Raw genomic sequence first — 16271 nt, 5'->3', positions numbered from 1 at the left:
CTCAGGCCATTTTTTACTATAAAGAACATACCTGCTGTAAACTGTTTCGACAAAATTAAAAAAACAAAAATGTACTGATTCATCGAGGAATCAGTACATTTTTAAATTACAACTTATTCACTAGTTTTAATAAAGCTGTTAAAGAATCAACTTCATAAGTTGGTGTTACAGCCCCGTTTAACACATTATTTTCACGGTTAATCCAAATATTACGCATACCAACACGAGATGAACCTAAAATATCAGTATTTAAGTTATCACCTACCATAATCGCCTCGTCCGCTGAGATACCAGCCTTTTCTAAGACATGTTCGAAGATGGATGCATCTGGTTTACCTTTACCGAAGTCCCCTGAAATAATGATATGGTCGAAGTATGGTGCGATTTCCGGTGTAATTTCTAGCTTTAAGTTTTGTAAGCTTGGCGCTCCATTTGTTAGTAATATGAGTTGGTACTTACCTTTTAGTTCATCTAGAACTGCAAAAGTATCTTCATATAAAAACGGCGATACTTTACGTTCTGCTACAAAACGTTCCCCCAGTTCTGCCCCTAGCTTTGCATCTTCAATACCAAGAGCCGCTAGCCCCTTTGTCCATGCATCTGTACGATAACCCGGCACGATACCTTTCATTTTTTGGAAAGACTCAGTTGTATCATCAAATGTACCCCAAAGGCCTTCGAATGGGTTAATGCCAATTAACACCGTATAATCATATGTTTCATAGCCTTCATAAAGTGCACGTGCTTCTATGCGCACTGCTTCTTCTAAGTCATTTGGATCTACCGTATGTACTGTTGCTGCATATTCGCACGTTTTTTCAAATGCTGTTTTAACAGATTTTTTGTCCCATAATAACGTATCATCTAAATCAAAAATAATTGTATTAATTGACATTGTGTCAGCTCCTAGCTTCTTTTCTACTTGAAGAAAGCATTCCTATCGCTTATTTTAGCATATTTTCAAAATTGTTAGCATAGCATTTTATGCATATTCCTGCTCCTCAAGGGTCTTTACGAACTGTATCTTTCAATGAAAAAATACGAGTAACACAGCGTAGTGTTTTACTCGTAAAATGCTTTAACAACATTGATAATAACATTACAAGTTGATAGGACCTCGTACTTTGCGGGAAAAGTTTATTCAACTATCAGCATGGTTATTTTTTCTGCGTAATCTTTCCATTAAACTTTGAACTTCTTCTTTTTTTTGCTCTGTTTCTTCTTGTAAAATTTCGATATGATAGGTGTCATCGATTTCCTTTATAAGTACACGGTCACCCGCTTGGATTGGTTGATCAATTGCAGCAATCGATATAATAGCCTGTTCTACTTCATCTGGATATTTTAAAAAAATAGCGTAACCATCTTCAATACGGTCCAATGTGTATTTAGTCGAGCTCACTGACAATTTCCCCTTTCGCATTACGTAATTGTGCAGCATCTCCATCGTTTAGCCAAATTTGTCTTGTCGTCCATTTCAAATAATTTTGTCCCTCACGTGCGTCTGACCCACTTGTGACATATATCGTTTTACCAGGCTGCAATGTCACATTTGGAAAGTTAAAAATCTGATTACCCTCTATTGATACAAGCTGCCAATCTTTCAGTACAACTGGTTCTTTACTGTTATTTTGAATAGCAACAATTTCATTTACTAAATCTTTGCTTATCATTTCTACTACACCCTGTGGAGCTGTTGATGTAGTGGCAACTGTTCCCGACCATTCCTTCGCACTTACATCATAGTTTACCCCGTCTGTTGACACGGTAACAGTCCCTGCTTCGGCCGTTGCATAAATTTTACTACCAATCTGTTGTAACCGCTCTACAACCTCATCGTGTGGGTGCCCGTATTTATTGTCTTTCCCATAGCTCAAGACAGTTACTGCTGGATGCACTGCTTGAATAAAATTTTGCGAGCTACTTGTATTAGAGCCATGATGACCAGCCTTTAACACTGTCGCTTTAACATCTTGCGCTAGCATTTCCTTTTCTAAAGCCACTCCGGCATCGCCCGTTAATAAAAATGACACAGCACCATAAGTAAGTTTTAGTACAATGGACGCGTCATTATTATCTGATGCGGTTTCATCTGCGTTTAGCACTTTTACATTTATTTGCTCATCAAATACAATCTCGTCACCTGTTTTTGGCACATCATATGGAATATTTTTTGTATCAATAAGCGTCAGCATTTCTTCAAAGGTTTGTGATGTATGTACTTTCCCTGAATCGTAAAATTGCTTAACGTCGATGGAATTCAACACAGGGATTAATCCACCAATATGGTCAGCATCCGGATGTGTTGCTACCACAATATCAAGCTTTTTCACACCTAGTTCATGTAAATAAGAGACAATCTGTTGACCAGCACCTTTGACACCCCCATCAACAAGCATTGTTTTGCCATTTGGTGATTCTATAAAAATCGAATCCCCTTGACCTACATCAATAAAATGCACACGCATGTTTTGTCCTGCTGTTACTGGTTGTTTTTCCGTTTCCACCGACATCGTACAACCAGCTAGTAAAACAAGGCAAAATAGTCCTAAAATCATTTTTTTCATCAAATTACTTCCTTTCTATTATTCTATTATACAAAAAAGAGAGCTCACCCGAAGGCAGCTCACTTTTCTTATTAAACTCATATCAACCATAAAATCATCGTTACAATAATTGTTACAAGCCCTCGTAGTAATGTTGCGACAGTTTGTGCCTAGTGACTTTCATCCCACTGTACTGTGTAGTAACCCAAATATCTTTTTTGTTTTCAAGCGGATGAAGTGATACGGTTTTTGCATTGCCTGTTGCAAAGTAATATTTTCATCAACTAAAGATTCGACTATTGCGAAGTGCTCAAGCAATGCTAATTTATAGTTTTCATCAATAGCGCCCGACAATAAGACCGACTGCACATCTGTTGCTTTTACCACATTCGCCACCCCTAATGGCGCCTTCCCATGTAATGTTTGCCGATCGGATTTGCCTTCACCTGTTATCACAAATTGTGCGTCTACTAAATGCCTTTTTAACTGTACGGCATCTATCACAATATCAATACCTGCATGAAAAGTACCATGTAAAAAAGCTATTAACGCACCTCCTAAACCCCCAGCTGCACCTGCTCCCTTATAATCATGTAAGCGAATCTGATACTGTTTTTCAACGATATCTGCAAAATGCTTTAAACAACTATCGTAAAAGGCTATTTGTTGTTTATTCACCCCTTTTTGTGGGCCAAAAATTGCTGTTGCCCCATACTCACCGATCAATGGATTATCTACATCGCATGCAATAATAAAATTTGCATCAGCCAAACGTGAATCTAAACGACTTGCATCAATAGACTTTAAATCTAACAATGCAGATACTCCCTCAGCGATTGGTGTACCATCTTCCTTCTTCAATTGCAGACCAAGCACCTTTAACATCCCGATACCGGCATCATTTGTGGCACTACCGCCAATACCGATAATATACTTTCTAAATCCTTCATCAAGAGCAGCCTTTATTAACTGACCTGTTCCATATGTCGTGGCTATTTCTGGATTTTTCTCACTGTCCTGTAACAGCATGATACCGGAGGCCTGTGCCATCTCAATTACGCATGTTTCTTTATCACCAAGCACACCATACTGGGCTTCAATCATCCTGCCCAATGGATCTAACACATTTTCTGTAATATACCGCCCTCCCGTTGAAGCAATAAGAGATGCTAGCGTACCTTCTCCTCCATCGGCTACCGGTAGAATGACTGTTTCAATCGATTGATTAACGTCCTTGATACCTTCTTGCATCGCATTTGCAACGTCAATTGCTGACAAAGTGCCTTTATAGGAATCTGGACTAATAATTACCTTCATTTCATACCTCCACTGTTTACGACTATCCACATTTATCCAAATGTTACAGTCACAAATATTCAAATCTTTGGTATTTTTTAATAAGCTCTTGATATAAACGCTTACAATTTATAGCGCTTTTTCAACAAATTAAGTATGAAGCAAATTAAAACATTACAAGCTTTTTTTGATTGCAATTTTTACATATACAACTCAAGCTTTGTGCTCAACAGTCACATTCATCGCCATACTCTCAGCTATCGACTAAATAAAATTAGAGAGTTTACAGGCTACGATCCGCAATATTTTGATGATGTTGTCATGTTAAAAATGGCCTGTTCCTTACGATTACAATAAAGAGCTATCAAAAAAGTAATAGTCTACTTTCTTATAGCCCTTTATTGTTAAGATTTAAATAAATCATTTAACAGTTCGATTTTTTTTGCTGTTGCTTCTTCAAAAGTCATGATATAGGCTGCAGGGTCCTTAGGATTATGGAACTGCGTAATCTTCCCTGTTTCGGGATGAACAAATTTCGAGGATGCCCCACATCCAACCCCTAAAATCGTCTGTACTTCTTCCATAATAACGATATTATAGATACTTTCCTCTCCCGCTTTACTGTAGCCAACATTTTCTAAATTTCCTAAAATATTTTTTTGTCGATATAAATAGTACGGTACATAATCATTATCTTTCGTCCACACTTGCGCCATATGCATCATTTCTGCAACTGTATCTCGATCTGCTACCTTATATTTAGCTTTATTACGCGTCATTTCTGATGCACGCTTAAATGATAGCGTATGAACAGTTAGCGACTCTGGTTGCATTTTTTCTGATTCATTCAATGAATGCTGGAATTCGTAAGTCCCCTCATTTGGCAAGCCAATAATTAAATCCATATTAATGTTATTCATACCCGATTCACGTGCTAGCCAAAACTTATCAACGGTTTCTTGTACCGTATGATGACGACCAATTGCCTTTAACGTTTCATCCGTATACGACTGAGGATTGACACTGATCCGATCAATGCCCCATTTTTTCAGCACAGCTAATTTTTCTGGTGTGATCGTATCAGGACGCCCTGCTTCAACCGTCACCTCACGAATGGTTTCAGGATGAGGGAAAGATTCATACATCGTTTGATATAGTGCATCCATTTCATGTGCTTCAATAGAAGTTGGTGTCCCACCACCCCAATAAATCGAAGTAATTTTCATATTATTTTCCGTCAACCATTTCCCCATCTCACGCAACTCAATATGTAGTCCGTCTAAAAATGTAGCTACACGACCTTGCTTGCGATTACTGCCAATTGCATAGGCTGGGAATGTACAATAAGCGCATTTTGTCGGGCAAAATGGAATACCGATATAAACGCTAATTTCCTTACCTATGTTATCTAAATCTGGAATTGTCACTAACTGACGAGCCACAATTTCCTTTAGTAGCTCAACCTTTTCCTGTGACAGACGGAAATCTCGTATAAGTACCTCAGCAATTTCTGCATCGTTCATGCCAGCCTTTCGGAATTTATGATACAGTTTTGTTGGTCGCACGCCTGTTAATATTCCCCATTGTTGATGCATACCCGAATACTGTTCTAACACATCTAAAAATACATGTGATAATGCACGCTTCATCCGTATATTTAGCTCACGTCCAACAGCTTCAGTATCGTATTTAATATGATAATCATTCGTATATCGTTTGCCATCTACCTCTAGGACAGCATTCGTATATACAGAAAAATCTGCTTCAACGTGGTATGTAAAAGTAACCGCCATATCAGCTCCATGTGCTTCAACTTTTAGCTTGGAATCCTCAAAAAATAAATTCGCAATATGATTTAAAACTCGAATCCAATCCTCAGGATATTTTTGATCTATGTGAATAATTTTCATCTTTTTCGCTCTCTTCTTTCAATATTCCATTTTTACCGAAATGACCGATAATTGATTGCATCAATAGTTTAACAAATTTTGATAAGCTTACGCAAAGCTACTATGTTAACCACCTATAAAGACTGAATATTCTGAATAAAAATAGACATATTTATTAAGTAATACTATAATTTCTAATAAAGGTGGTGTTGATAATGGTCCTTATGAAAAAACATTATTTTTCTTCCGTTTCAAGCATCACCCACAAAATAGAAGTAACTTTCCATTATTTTGATTTACAACATTGTGATGAAAGAACATTTTTTATAACAGTTATACTAAAATATCAAACTCATCAGGTTCTTTGTGATTTTATATATATTTTAGATCATCCAGATGTTTACGGTGCCATCTCTATCAACGAGCATTATGCAAATGCAAAAAAGTTTTTTGAACAGCATGTCCATCACACGCTACTGTATTCTGATGAATTACTATTAGCTCAAAACTTTATGGATACACATTCCTTCAAAAAAAATTCCGACAATTGTCATTTGTTTTTGCCAAAAAAATAAAAAGCACACTACTAAAATTAATTAGTAATGTGCTTTGCCACATAAAATATTGAGCACTATAAACGGACTTTAAACAATCTAGCTTACTTTCAGATATAATGCTTATTAATTACTTCTCGTAAAAACACCATGGGCAATGATTTAAATTATTTTAAATAAGTCTCTACAAATTCAACAGGTACATATGTTTTTTGAGCCTCTAACAATGCTGGCGCTACCTCTAAAGGAAACAATGCTTTATTATAACCAAACATTTTTTCTCCACGAGTAATTGTGTACGATAAATTACCTTTTGAAATAATTGCGCCTTTCCCTGTTGACTCTACAGTGTAGCCAAGCTTTTCTGCAATCACGCGTAATGGCACCATCTTCGTTCCATCTACTTCATAATAATCAGTCGCTAGTATTTCAGCAATTTCTGCTTGTACATTTGGAATTTCCGTAGTATTTTGTTTCTCATCATCAAGAACTATTACTTTCGAAGGCGTTGTTTGAGCTGGGATACTTTTTGTTGAAGCTGTATAGAACACAACTAAATGTTTCTCTGCTAAGTCTTCCGCTGTTACTTTCTCCCCTTTAATATTTAAAAGCTCAGTATTTTCAGCGATATTTAATTTTAAAATATCGTAAGTATTTGTTAAGTCTTCAAAGAAATAATCGACTTCTACAAATCCTGCTTCCTCTGTTTCAACTATGATAACATCAGGATTGAATTGTGGTGGGTAAATTGCTTTTTGAGGCTTGTTTGCAAATGTGTAAGCCACTACTTTATCACCTTTTTGAAGTTCCACTTTTTTCCCTGTATTATCAAAAACAAGTGTTTCATTTGTTACCTCAAGAATATTCGATTGTTCACCGTCTTTTAACGTGTAGTATGTAATATTTTCACCAACATTTACATGATCAATTGTTCCATTCGTGTTGTTGAAAATATGGACTGGATCAATTTGAATCTGCGGAACTTGCTCTTGTGCTTGTGCCGAATTTCCTTCATTTGCTGAAGCAACTGGTGCTACTGCTACGCTCCCAAATAACAACGCTGTCATAGCTACGGGTACAATTTTTTTCATTTTCATAATAATCTCTCCTCATTTTTAAGTTCATGGAAGTAGTAGCTTTAAAATGGAAAAAGTTACAGCTTGCACAGGAAAATTTATGATAAAAAGGAAAAATACCAATTGCCTAACACATTTGCATTTGTAGGTATATTCACGTAAAAGGAGACGACTCAAATTTTGAGAAGTCCCCCATTACTTTCAAAGTATAATACTCGTGGCAACTTATTCTTTAACTAGCTCCCTCAACCCTGTAATATCAATGCCTTTTAAAGCTTGCGTTGCCAGTCGATCCGCTTCTGAATTATCTTTCCGCGATACTGGCTTGTATTCAGGCTGGATCCCTAGCCCGTTTAACTTTGCATCAATTTTATCTGCCCACTTTGCTAGGTCTTTTTCTAATGCTGGCCATTCTCCACTTAACTGATTGAGAACAACTTGCGAATCGCCTACAAAGCTAATAGGTAGATGATGGACATTTAATAACTCTAACTCCACTAAGCTTAAATAAAGAGCTGCATATTCTGCTTCGTTATTTGATTTGAGTTCAGCGGAAGAGGCATTTCTTCTTAACCTGTATGGCTTACCATTCTGTTCATAATAAATGACACACCCTAACCCTGACTGTTTAGTAGTACGGTCAAATCCCCCATCAAAATAGACCGTAATGTTATGTGGCTCAGTATCAACTTCTTTTAAGTATGCCTTCAGCTCTTTAATCGACCATATTACATCTTGGCGATCTATGAATTGTAGTGACTTAACGCGACCTGTCCGCTCCATATCCTCTGCTAATAATAAGGCTTGTGCTGCTGGCATTTCATCAGAGTGCAAAACTGTCCCCGCACCTTTTGGCGTTTTATAGGTCCATTCAATTGATATATGCATAACATTCCCTCCATTATTTTAGCTAATTATTCGCTCCCAATCATGTGCATTAATGGCAATGAACGATAATTACACGTTAATTTTAAATACGCCAACAATCAGAACTGATCGTTAATGCGGGAAAAAACTATTTTTTTCAATTGTTCTATTTCTGAAGTCGAGACAACAACTACTAAATAAAGTTAAAACGTGCCTCGGTTTACTGAGACACGTTTTGCTACTTACCTGTTATATGTGCAAATATCCGTTTAATTATTCCTAAAAAAGCTATTTAGCCAAATGAGGAGTAGACAATGGCTTCGCTGATAGGAATCGCAATATCGCCGGTTTGACACTCTTTATCGCCGGTTGATCCATCGCTTCCGCCGGACGGTGAGACAACTTAGTTACCTTTATTGAATTCCTTCATACAATGTCTGTATTGGTTTTACTAAAATGCGGTTTACTTCTTCGATCACTTTGCTTAGCTGCATCTCTGCCTCAAGCATAGCGGAGATTTTTTCATTTTGCTGGGCAAGCTGTGCCGCTTTTTGTGCATAGACAAGCTCATCTTCCAGTAAATCCTCACCAGCTAACTGCTTCTTCTGTAATTCAATTTGAATCTTACGGAAGTTTTTGAATACATTTAATGCTTCTTCATCTGCCTTCACGACTTCTACAGCTTCTTTTAAAGTCTCAAATTCGGCTGTCTTACGGAAAGTTCCTTCTAATGCATTAATTTCATTGTAAATATTAATCATCAACATAATCCCCTTTTTAAATAAAATAGACAATTAAACCTTGCACAATCCCAATTAAACCACCAAGTACTGCGCCAAGAACGGTAATCATTTTAAATTCTCGCTTTGAAATACCTAATACAAGCTCTTCCAGTTTAGATACTGGAAATGAATCTACTTGCTCACGAACAACTTCCTGTAAGTTTAAACGCTTTAGCACGTCTTCTAACTTGTCTTCAGCCTGGATAAACGCTTTTTCGATTAATCGTGGAACAACACTTTCTGTCATCCACGTACTACCTTCAGGCCAATAATACGATATTGGATGATTTAATCGCTCCGCTACTGCTAATTGCTCTTTTACATAACTTTGTAAATTCGCTAAAATCGGCTCAAAGTTAATATCCTCAAGAAAGTCCATTGCTGGACGGTCCTTAAGTTTTTCCCATTCCTGCATAAAAATTTTCGTTAATAGGGATGTCGTTCCTGGTGCCTGTATAAACTTTACAAGTTCACGTTGGACTTTGCCTACTAGTGACGAGGAATCACCCAAAAACATATTAATCATGCCACCAAAAGAACCTTTAGATGATAAGAAATCATCAATCATTGCCTTTATTGTCAATTCGCCTTCTGGTGATAAAAAATAATCCTCACCCTTTTCCAAGATATGTCCAACTGCTACTGGAATTTTGGCATCGATTACATTTTGAATGTCCGCTGATAACAGTGTACGAATAGAGCTCGTTGATAATGTATTTTTTACTGATTCAAATTGTCCTGCAACAATTGCCTCTACTTTTTGTTCAATTGTAGCTGGCATGTTAGCAAAGCCAGCTAAATTCAACCAATCTTGAATCGTTTTATCATCAGTAAAAATAGTTTCTTGTACTTTTGATTGGACGAACTGCTCCACTTTGTCTTGAATGTCCTTCGAGAAAAATTTCTTTCTAAAGGTTTCGGGCGTCAATAAATAATTTACAACCGTTAACCCAAGCTGCTTTGCTAATTCATCACGTCTCTTAGGAATAAGACCAGGTGTAAACGGCACGCGCCAATTTTTAATATAGATAGCCTCATGTGGCCGAAAAAGCATTTTTATTGCTAGATGATTCGTGACGCCGCCGATCGCTGCACCAATGACTGCCATAAATAATAATGTCACTAGAAAATTGTCCATTAGTATCCTCATTTCAATCGTATTCACTGTGGCGTATTTTGTCGCCTTCTGCACTTATTATAGCAGAGCAATGAAATTCCACGAAAGAAATACCCCCATAAAATTGAATAGTTGCAAAATAACCACTATCCTTGAATAATGATAAGTAACTACAGATGGAAATGAGGATGTTTATGATACAGCATTTTAGCTTTAAGCCTCTTTTTGAAAACACACAGCTCCCAGGTTGGACTATTTCGTTCTTCTATCAACGAGAACGCTACGTTGCAGAATATTTAAAAGATGGTGAAATACGATGGATTGGACCTATACCACCAAACGAAGACGATGTTAAAAAAATGATTCACGAGCTAATGCTTTACCATGTTTACGATTAACAAAACAACAGTTTTTTACTCTTACATCTCATAAATATGCAGAAATTTCACTACTATTTGGACGCTAATTTTGCAAATATTGCTTATTCATATTGATATTCCTGTATTATTCTTATACATTTAATAAATAAGGATATTCTTAAATGTTTTTTATGCAGGGGGCTATTTCAATGAGTAAAGTCACACTTTCAGATGACTTAAACAGCTATAATTCAAAAGCATTAATACGTGCAAAGGTAAAGGAACTTTTTTCTGAATTTTCCGCTAAAATTTTCGAATTAGCCAATGAGGCCGGTACTATTGATAGTAAAAAATTCGAGACGCTTACAGGCTTTAGTACTAATTTCTATAATGAATATTGTAGCCAATTAAAAGCTTTCTTTGATTCTCCTAGCACGTTAATGGGAAAACGTTCGATAAAAAATATGTATTTTTCATATAACGGAAATAACTATGTATTAACGCAACAAGGGCTTACAGAAAAGGCACCTATCACAATCTCCACGTTTTCAGGGGTTGTTCCTTTCAAAGAGACAACACATGACGTGGAAAAAGCTTGCCTTAAATTACGTTTCCAACAACAATAAAACCGCATGAAAGTAAAGCAGGTTTATTACTTTGAGCGTTTATGCTCTACTTGCGGACAGAAAAAGAGGTTATCTCAGATGAGACAACCTCTTTTTTGTTGCATATTGAAAATAATTCATTTAAAAAAATCCGCAAGTAAAGCTCTCTTGAGATTTTTGACGTGTCGTTTTATATGAGATGCAAATGCTTCTTTCTCTAAACAAACTATCCTTGCTCCATATAAAGTTAGCATATTGTATTTTGATTTTCAATCATTTGTCGTTCAAAATGCTCGTTTTTTCAAAATGAATTGTCCTCTTTAATTCCATCGAAAAAGTGGTTGTCAATATTTGTGTTTTGCTACTAAATAATTTATGATTGAAACATCCAACAATTTTTTAAATCATAGGAGGTGTACACTTTGTTTACTTCCCTCATTTGGGCGGGAGCAAAGGAATTATTTGGACGGAGACATATTGGAAATAACCATAAGGTTGGCGGCATTCGCTCTACTAATTATAATGACAGGATTTTTTGTTGCAACAGAGTTTGCTATCGTTAAAGTAAGAGCTACCCGGATTGATCAATTGCTTGCAGAAGGACATAAAAAAGCGAAAAATGCAAAACGGGTTATTTCAGATTTAGATGAATACTTATCTGCATGTCAGTTAGGTATCACCATCACGGCACTTGGTCTTGGTTGGCTTGGTGAACCTACATTTGAAATCATTTTACATCCAGTGTTTGAATTTTTAAATTTGAACGGTAGTATAACATCTATCCTTTCATTCATACTTGCATTCTCAATTGTCACTTTTATGCATGTAGTTATTGGGGAATTGGCGCCAAAAACTTTAGCCATCCAAAAAGCTGAATTTGTCACATTAAATCTTTCTGGCACATTAATTTTATTCCACAACATTACGTATCCCATCATTAAATTGTTAAACGGCTCAGCACGAGCGTTAACAGGCATGTTCGGGCTTAAGATGATGTCAGAATCAGAAGTAGCACACACTGAAGAAGAGCTACGAATGATTTTGTCTGATAGTTTAAAGGGTGGAGAAATTAATAACTCAGAATATGAATATGTTAACAGTATTTTCGAGTTCTCAGATCGTCTTGCAAAAGAAATTATGGTACCACGTACTGAAATCGTCGGAATTGAAAAAGAGCTGACGATTAAGGAAGTATTTGATTTAATGGGCGTCGAGCAATATACCCGTTATCCAATTATTGATGGCGATAAGGACCATATTATCGGCTTAGTAAACATGAAACACTTATTAACGGCATACATTAAAGATCCTGTAAATGGTGACAAACCTGTGCTTGACTATATGCAGCCGATTATACGTGTTATGGAAACTACGCAAATCAATGAGCTATTACTAAAAATACAGCGAGAACGTATTCATATGGCTATTTTAATGGATGAATATGGCGGAACATCAGGTTTAGTAACGATTGAAGATATTATCGAGGAAATTGTCGGAGATATCCAAGATGAATTCGATGAAGATGAAATCCCCGAAGTACAAGAAATTGCCGAAGATCATTTTATTTTAGATGCAAAAATGCTACTAGAAAACGTCAATGATATGCTAGGTACTGACATAGAAGATGATGATATCGATACAATCGGTGGTTGGTTCATGACGAAACGTTTTGATGCGGTTGAAGGTGATAGCATTGAGATGCAGGGCTATGAATTCACAGCTAAAGAATTAGATGGTCACCATATACTATACTTAGAAGTTCTAAAATTACCTGAACTTGATTTAGCAAATGAAACCGAAGAATTGAAAGACTATAAATAAACATGCTAAAACGACTCCCTTTCATATAAGGGAGTCGTTTTATAATGCCCTAAAGTTTTGCGAGGAGGAAACAAAATGGAGCTCTATACAAATTTACGGCAAGGGGAAAAAGGTGCTTGGTTATCCATCGGTACTTACTTAATACTGAGCTCAACAAAACTGACAATTGGTTATTTAGGCACATCAGAAGCATTAAAAGCAGATGGACTGAACAATACAACGGATATCATCGCATCCATTGCTGTTTTAATCGGCTTACGTATCGCGCAAAGACCACCTGATTCTAATCACCAATATGGCCATTTACGCGCTGAAACCGTTGCATCACTTGTTGCTTCATTTATTATGCTAATTGTCGGCTTACAGGTTCTTTTCAATTCTTTAAAAAGCCTTTGGGAACCTACTGGTTCGACACCATCTTTATTAACTGCCTATGTAGCTATTGGCAGTGCCATTGTTATGTATCTTGTCTATCGCTATAACTTAGCCTTAGCTAAAAAAATTCGTAGTGCCGCTGTAAAAGCTGCCGCTTACGATAACCGCTCAGATGCCCTCGTTAGTATTGGAACAGCCATCGGGATTTTTGGTGCGATTTTCGGCTTTCCGATCATCGATACGCTGACTGCATTAGTGGTTGCCTTTCTTATTATTAAGACTGCCGTAGAAATCTTTTGGGAAGCGGTTCAAAGTCTAACAGATGCCTTTAATATTGACGAAGTTGAAACATTGTCCGTATTAATACGCAATGTAGATGGTGTGATTGAGCTGTTGGATTTCAAAGGACGGGCACATGGCAATATGTACTTTATCGATGTGACGGTCACTGTGAATCCTTATTTAAATGTTTTCGAAAGTCATCGCATTACTGAGGAAATCGAACACACCGTGATGCGCGAAAACCCATTTTGCCAGGTGCTCGTGCACATTGAACCACATATGGAGGTAATTGCTCCAGCAGATGACAACAAGGAACTGTCTAAAAAGTCCTTCAAACAATAACGTCCGCCTTCCTATATGGTAAATATCCGCTTTGCTTTCCGCGAGCAAGGCATGAGCCGCATCAGAGCAACAGGATGTTGGTCACGAAGGCGTTGTCACAGGACGTGACGACTTTAGTCTTCGTTCAACTAAACATTCCCTGTTGGGTCTCATGCTCTTGCTTTTCCTGCTCCTGTCGCTACCGTTTCACTCATGCTTTCGTCGCAAATACGATTCGCAGGAGTCTACGCGGATTTTTACCTTTGCATCAAAAAAATAGCATACTTGGCCATCTCTAAGCATGTTGTTTTTTCTTTTGGGACAGCCCCTTGTTTTATGTTGTTCTTTTTTGAAACAATGTAAATTAGAATGGTCTTTTACTTAATCGCTATATAGATATCGACCTGCGCTTCATTTGGGTTGGCACATCGTTCATCATACTTTTCAAAATCGCCAGTATAAGTTCTTTCTTCCTGTGAATTGCCAAACCAAGCCCAAATATCCTGCCACGCTTTAATGACAACCTCCGTAATTGGCCCTTTTTCCGATGTAAAGACCAGATACTTTGCAGCTGGGATTGACTTTGCTTCCATGCCTTCAGGAATTTCATCAATTGCTGATACTTCCATTCCAAGCGTCAGAGTATAATGGCCATTCACATCACTCTCATAATCAGAATACAAACCGTATGTTACTGCTCGGTTCACTTGATTTGAAATTTGCTGCGCGACATTTTGTTCATAAAATGCCGACCATAGATGAGAGATCTTTGCTTGTGCTGTTATCTCATTAGCATTGCTTGTTCGTGCTGCCACCCCTACCACATTAAAAGCATCTTTCTCAATGACAACAGGTTTGATACTTTCACTCTTTCTCCATCTTTTTAAACTAGGTAAAAAGGAAGCTAACATTTGTCGTGCTTCATCTTCTCCCATACCATCTTCCTTTAAATGGAGCACACATATTTCAATCATTTCTTTAATTGTTAGATTAGGCTGCTTAAATTCACCTTCTCCATAACAATATGTACAATACTCTTGACTCACTTGACCTTCTTTTTCCGTACCTAATAATTTCTCATCCACTAACGGCATTCCACAACTTTGACATTGACTTTGCATGTTTAAATCCACCCTTCGTCTATTTGTCATTACTATAACCAACCAAACCTGACATCTGTATGTCATCTATTAGATTAACTTCTATTGTCTTTATATAATTTCACAATTTCCTGCGCACGTTCTTGCACAATTTCACTGATATGGGGAGGATTAAGAATCTTTATTCGATTACCAAAGCTGAGTAAGAAACCGTATAGCCATTCGTCTTCCGGTAATGATACTTGAACGATCAAATTTTCGATATTTACGTTTTCTGTACCAAACGTCTCTTCCACTAATGTCACAATTTTCGCATCAAATGACAACGTAAGGTCAACTAAGTTTTGGGGCTGATACCAATCTTCATTCCATGGCAATGCCTCTAAATTAACTTCCTTGCGTGTAAAAGACGTCATCTCTTTTTTTAAATCCTTCATTCTTGAAATCTTAAATACACGAAAACTTCTCCTTAATAGACAATAGCCATACACATACCAAACTTTCCCTTTTTGTACTAAAGTATGTGGCTCAATGACTCGGTTTGTTGTCTGTCCATAGCCTGTAGAATAGATAAAACCCACACAATACTCGTTTTTAATTGCTTTTTTAATTTGCGTAATCTGTTCTTTTAATATGACGTTGTGCCCCCATGGACTTAGATCAATGAATATTTGATCAATGGATTGTTTCACTTTGGTATCTGCAACACCGGTTAACTTTTCAAGCACGGCCTCCGCGTGGACATCCTCATAGGAGGTCAGAGCGCTCTTGATAGCAATAGAAAGAGAGGCAAGCTCATCCTTTGTAAACACTTGCTTATCCACTCTGTAACCCTCTATTACACTAATCCCTCCATTCACTCCTTGCTGACTCATAACAGGAACTCCAGCAAGACTAAGCGTTTCTACATCCCGATAAATCGTACGAACTGACACATCAAACAACTCAGCCAATTCTTGTGCCTTCACTTTTTTACGGTTAATTAAAATCATGGTCATCGTTAATAAACGGTCTAGTTTCATTTTGCTCACTCCTTTTAGTACAATGAGAGGTTCATGTTAAAATTTTTTTACTATAACATCTTAATTTTATTTCCTTTTGTTATTAAGTATTATTTAAGTACTTTTTGAGTTTTGTTTAAGTCAAATGTACTATAATTACGCCTGATAAATTATTACAAACAATATGGTTTTTTGCCAATAAAAGAAAAAAATAACTCAAGAATCTCGAATAAGTATTGAATGAGCTATTTTTCTATTTTAATCACGCTGTTTTTCGGTT

Annotated in this window: 17 protein-coding genes; 6 read left to right on the top strand and 11 right to left on the bottom strand. The window is 36.9% G+C overall.

Annotation, left to right across the window (positions count from 1 at the left end):
• Positions 1 to 106: 106 nt before the first annotated feature.
• The 4 genes from H131_RS01770 to H131_RS01755 form a co-directional block, all read right to left on the bottom strand.
• Complete coding sequence (locus H131_RS01770) at positions 107 to 895, bottom strand: HAD family hydrolase (RefSeq protein ID WP_010857328.1); 789 nt, start codon at positions 893 to 895, stop codon at positions 107 to 109.
• A 246-nt stretch (positions 896 to 1141) separates the two neighbouring features.
• Complete coding sequence (locus H131_RS01765; protein ID WP_010857327.1) at positions 1142 to 1402, bottom strand: DUF3006 family protein; 261 nt, start codon at positions 1400 to 1402, stop codon at positions 1142 to 1144.
• The gene (locus tag H131_RS01760) at positions 1389 to 2567 is read right to left on the bottom strand and encodes an MBL fold metallo-hydrolase (RefSeq protein ID WP_010857326.1); all 1179 of its coding nucleotides are present in this window, start codon (positions 2565 to 2567) and stop codon (positions 1389 to 1391) included. The genes H131_RS01765 and H131_RS01760 overlap by 14 nt, the downstream gene beginning before the upstream one ends.
• A 159-nt stretch (positions 2568 to 2726) precedes the next feature.
• The gene (locus H131_RS01755; RefSeq protein ID WP_010857325.1) at positions 2727 to 3863 is read right to left on the bottom strand and encodes a glycerate kinase; all 1137 of its coding nucleotides are present in this window, start codon (positions 3861 to 3863) and stop codon (positions 2727 to 2729) included.
• Positions 3864 to 3998: 135 nt separating this feature from the next.
• On the opposite strand from H131_RS01755, the gene H131_RS23370 reads away from it, so the two are divergent.
• Entirely contained in the window at positions 3999 to 4199 is a 201-nt protein-coding gene (locus H131_RS23370) for a helix-turn-helix domain-containing protein (protein ID WP_155242360.1), read from the top strand.
• 47 nt (positions 4200 to 4246) lie between these two features.
• Here H131_RS23370 and H131_RS01750 read toward each other — a convergent pair whose 3' ends face one another.
• Positions 4247 to 5752 (bottom strand): coproporphyrinogen III oxidase, encoded by a 1506-nt coding sequence (locus H131_RS01750; RefSeq protein WP_010857324.1) that lies wholly within the window; start codon positions 5750 to 5752, stop codon positions 4247 to 4249.
• Positions 5753 to 5946: 194 nt separating this feature from the next.
• Here H131_RS01750 and H131_RS01745 point away from each other — a divergent pair, with 194 nt between their 5' ends.
• On the top strand, positions 5947 to 6306 hold the full coding sequence (locus H131_RS01745) for a hypothetical protein (RefSeq protein ID WP_010857323.1): 360 nt from the start codon (positions 5947 to 5949) through the stop codon (positions 6304 to 6306).
• Between the two features lie 146 nt (positions 6307 to 6452).
• On the opposite strand, the gene H131_RS01740 is transcribed toward H131_RS01745, so the two are convergent.
• The 4 genes from H131_RS01740 to H131_RS01725 form a co-directional block, all read right to left on the bottom strand.
• Positions 6453 to 7382: a copper amine oxidase N-terminal domain-containing protein gene (locus tag H131_RS01740; RefSeq protein ID WP_010857322.1), complete on the bottom strand. Its 930-nt coding sequence runs from the start codon at positions 7380 to 7382 to the stop codon at positions 6453 to 6455.
• Between the two features lie 204 nt (positions 7383 to 7586).
• A complete protein-coding gene (locus H131_RS01735; RefSeq protein ID WP_010857321.1) occupies positions 7587 to 8249 on the bottom strand; it encodes a ribonuclease H family protein in 663 nt (220 codons plus the stop codon).
• A 392-nt stretch (positions 8250 to 8641) separates the two neighbouring features.
• Positions 8642 to 8989 carry a YlbF family regulator gene (locus H131_RS01730; protein WP_010857320.1) on the bottom strand — a complete coding sequence of 116 codons (348 nt, stop codon included), beginning with the start codon at positions 8987 to 8989 and terminating at the stop codon, positions 8642 to 8644.
• 16 nt (positions 8990 to 9005) lie between these two features.
• Positions 9006 to 10148 (bottom strand): DUF445 domain-containing protein, encoded by a 1143-nt coding sequence (locus H131_RS01725; RefSeq protein ID WP_010857319.1) that lies wholly within the window; start codon positions 10146 to 10148, stop codon positions 9006 to 9008.
• A gap of 173 nt (positions 10149 to 10321) precedes the next feature.
• On the opposite strand from H131_RS01725, the gene H131_RS01720 reads away from it, so the two are divergent.
• The 4 genes from H131_RS01720 (at position 10322) to H131_RS01705 (ending at position 13911) form a co-directional block, all read left to right on the top strand.
• Positions 10322 to 10525 (top strand): YheE family protein, encoded by a 204-nt coding sequence (locus H131_RS01720; RefSeq protein ID WP_036129709.1) that lies wholly within the window; start codon positions 10322 to 10324, stop codon positions 10523 to 10525.
• A 170-nt stretch (positions 10526 to 10695) separates the two neighbouring features.
• Positions 10696 to 11112, top strand: a complete 417-nt coding sequence (locus H131_RS01715; protein ID WP_010857317.1) for a hypothetical protein — start codon at positions 10696 to 10698, stop codon at positions 11110 to 11112.
• 456 nt (positions 11113 to 11568) lie between these two features.
• Positions 11569 to 12912: a hemolysin family protein gene (locus H131_RS01710; RefSeq protein WP_268890947.1), complete on the top strand. Its 1344-nt coding sequence runs from the start codon at positions 11569 to 11571 to the stop codon at positions 12910 to 12912.
• Between the two features lie 75 nt (positions 12913 to 12987).
• Positions 12988 to 13911, top strand: coding sequence for a cation diffusion facilitator family transporter (locus H131_RS01705; protein ID WP_010857315.1), 924 nt, complete (start codon positions 12988 to 12990; stop codon positions 13909 to 13911).
• A gap of 356 nt (positions 13912 to 14267) precedes the next feature.
• On the opposite strand, the gene H131_RS01700 is transcribed toward H131_RS01705, so the two are convergent.
• On the bottom strand, positions 14268 to 15011 hold the full coding sequence (locus H131_RS01700; RefSeq protein ID WP_010857314.1) for an effector binding domain-containing protein: 744 nt from the start codon (positions 15009 to 15011) through the stop codon (positions 14268 to 14270).
• A 74-nt stretch (positions 15012 to 15085) separates the two neighbouring features.
• Positions 15086 to 16012: a helix-turn-helix transcriptional regulator gene (locus tag H131_RS01695; RefSeq protein ID WP_010857313.1), complete on the bottom strand. Its 927-nt coding sequence runs from the start codon at positions 16010 to 16012 to the stop codon at positions 15086 to 15088.
• Positions 16013 to 16271: the final 259 nt, after the last annotated feature.

It is taken from the genome of Lysinibacillus sphaericus OT4b.31 (assembly GCF_000392615.1).
Lineage (GTDB): Bacteria > Bacillota > Bacilli > Bacillales_A > Planococcaceae > Lysinibacillus > Lysinibacillus sphaericus_B.
The sequence above is the reverse complement of the archived record's forward strand: the minus strand, read 5'-3'. Positions and strand labels throughout refer to the sequence as shown.

Excerpts from the sequence above, each read along its gene's own strand:
- H131_RS01770 (WP_010857328.1), bottom strand. The coding sequence starts at position 895 with ATGTCAATTAATACAATTATTTTTGATTTAGATGATACGTTATTATGG.
- H131_RS01760 (WP_010857326.1), bottom strand. The coding sequence starts at position 2,567 with ATGAAAAAAATGATTTTAGGACTATTTTGCCTTGTTTTACTAGCTGGT.
- H131_RS01755 (WP_010857325.1), bottom strand. The coding sequence starts at position 3,863 with ATGAAGGTAATTATTAGTCCAGATTCCTATAAAGGCACTTTGTCAGCA.
- H131_RS23370 (WP_155242360.1), top strand. The coding sequence starts at position 3,999 with ATGAAGCAAATTAAAACATTACAAGCTTTTTTTGATTGCAATTTTTAC.
- H131_RS01750 (WP_010857324.1), bottom strand. The coding sequence starts at position 5,752 with ATGAAAATTATTCACATAGATCAAAAATATCCTGAGGATTGGATTCGA.
- H131_RS01745 (WP_010857323.1), top strand. The coding sequence starts at position 5,947 with ATGGTCCTTATGAAAAAACATTATTTTTCTTCCGTTTCAAGCATCACC.
- H131_RS01740 (WP_010857322.1), bottom strand. The coding sequence starts at position 7,382 with ATGAAAATGAAAAAAATTGTACCCGTAGCTATGACAGCGTTGTTATTT.
- H131_RS01735 (WP_010857321.1), bottom strand. The coding sequence starts at position 8,249 with ATGCATATATCAATTGAATGGACCTATAAAACGCCAAAAGGTGCGGGG.
- H131_RS01730 (WP_010857320.1), bottom strand. The coding sequence starts at position 8,989 with ATGATTAATATTTACAATGAAATTAATGCATTAGAAGGAACTTTCCGT.
- H131_RS01725 (WP_010857319.1), bottom strand. The coding sequence starts at position 10,148 with ATGGACAATTTTCTAGTGACATTATTATTTATGGCAGTCATTGGTGCA.
- H131_RS01720 (WP_036129709.1), top strand. The coding sequence starts at position 10,322 with ATGATACAGCATTTTAGCTTTAAGCCTCTTTTTGAAAACACACAGCTC.
- H131_RS01715 (WP_010857317.1), top strand. The coding sequence starts at position 10,696 with ATGAGTAAAGTCACACTTTCAGATGACTTAAACAGCTATAATTCAAAA.
- H131_RS01705 (WP_010857315.1), top strand. The coding sequence starts at position 12,988 with ATGGAGCTCTATACAAATTTACGGCAAGGGGAAAAAGGTGCTTGGTTA.
- H131_RS01700 (WP_010857314.1), bottom strand. The coding sequence starts at position 15,011 with ATGCAAAGTCAATGTCAAAGTTGTGGAATGCCGTTAGTGGATGAGAAA.
- H131_RS01695 (WP_010857313.1), bottom strand. The coding sequence starts at position 16,012 with ATGAAACTAGACCGTTTATTAACGATGACCATGATTTTAATTAACCGT.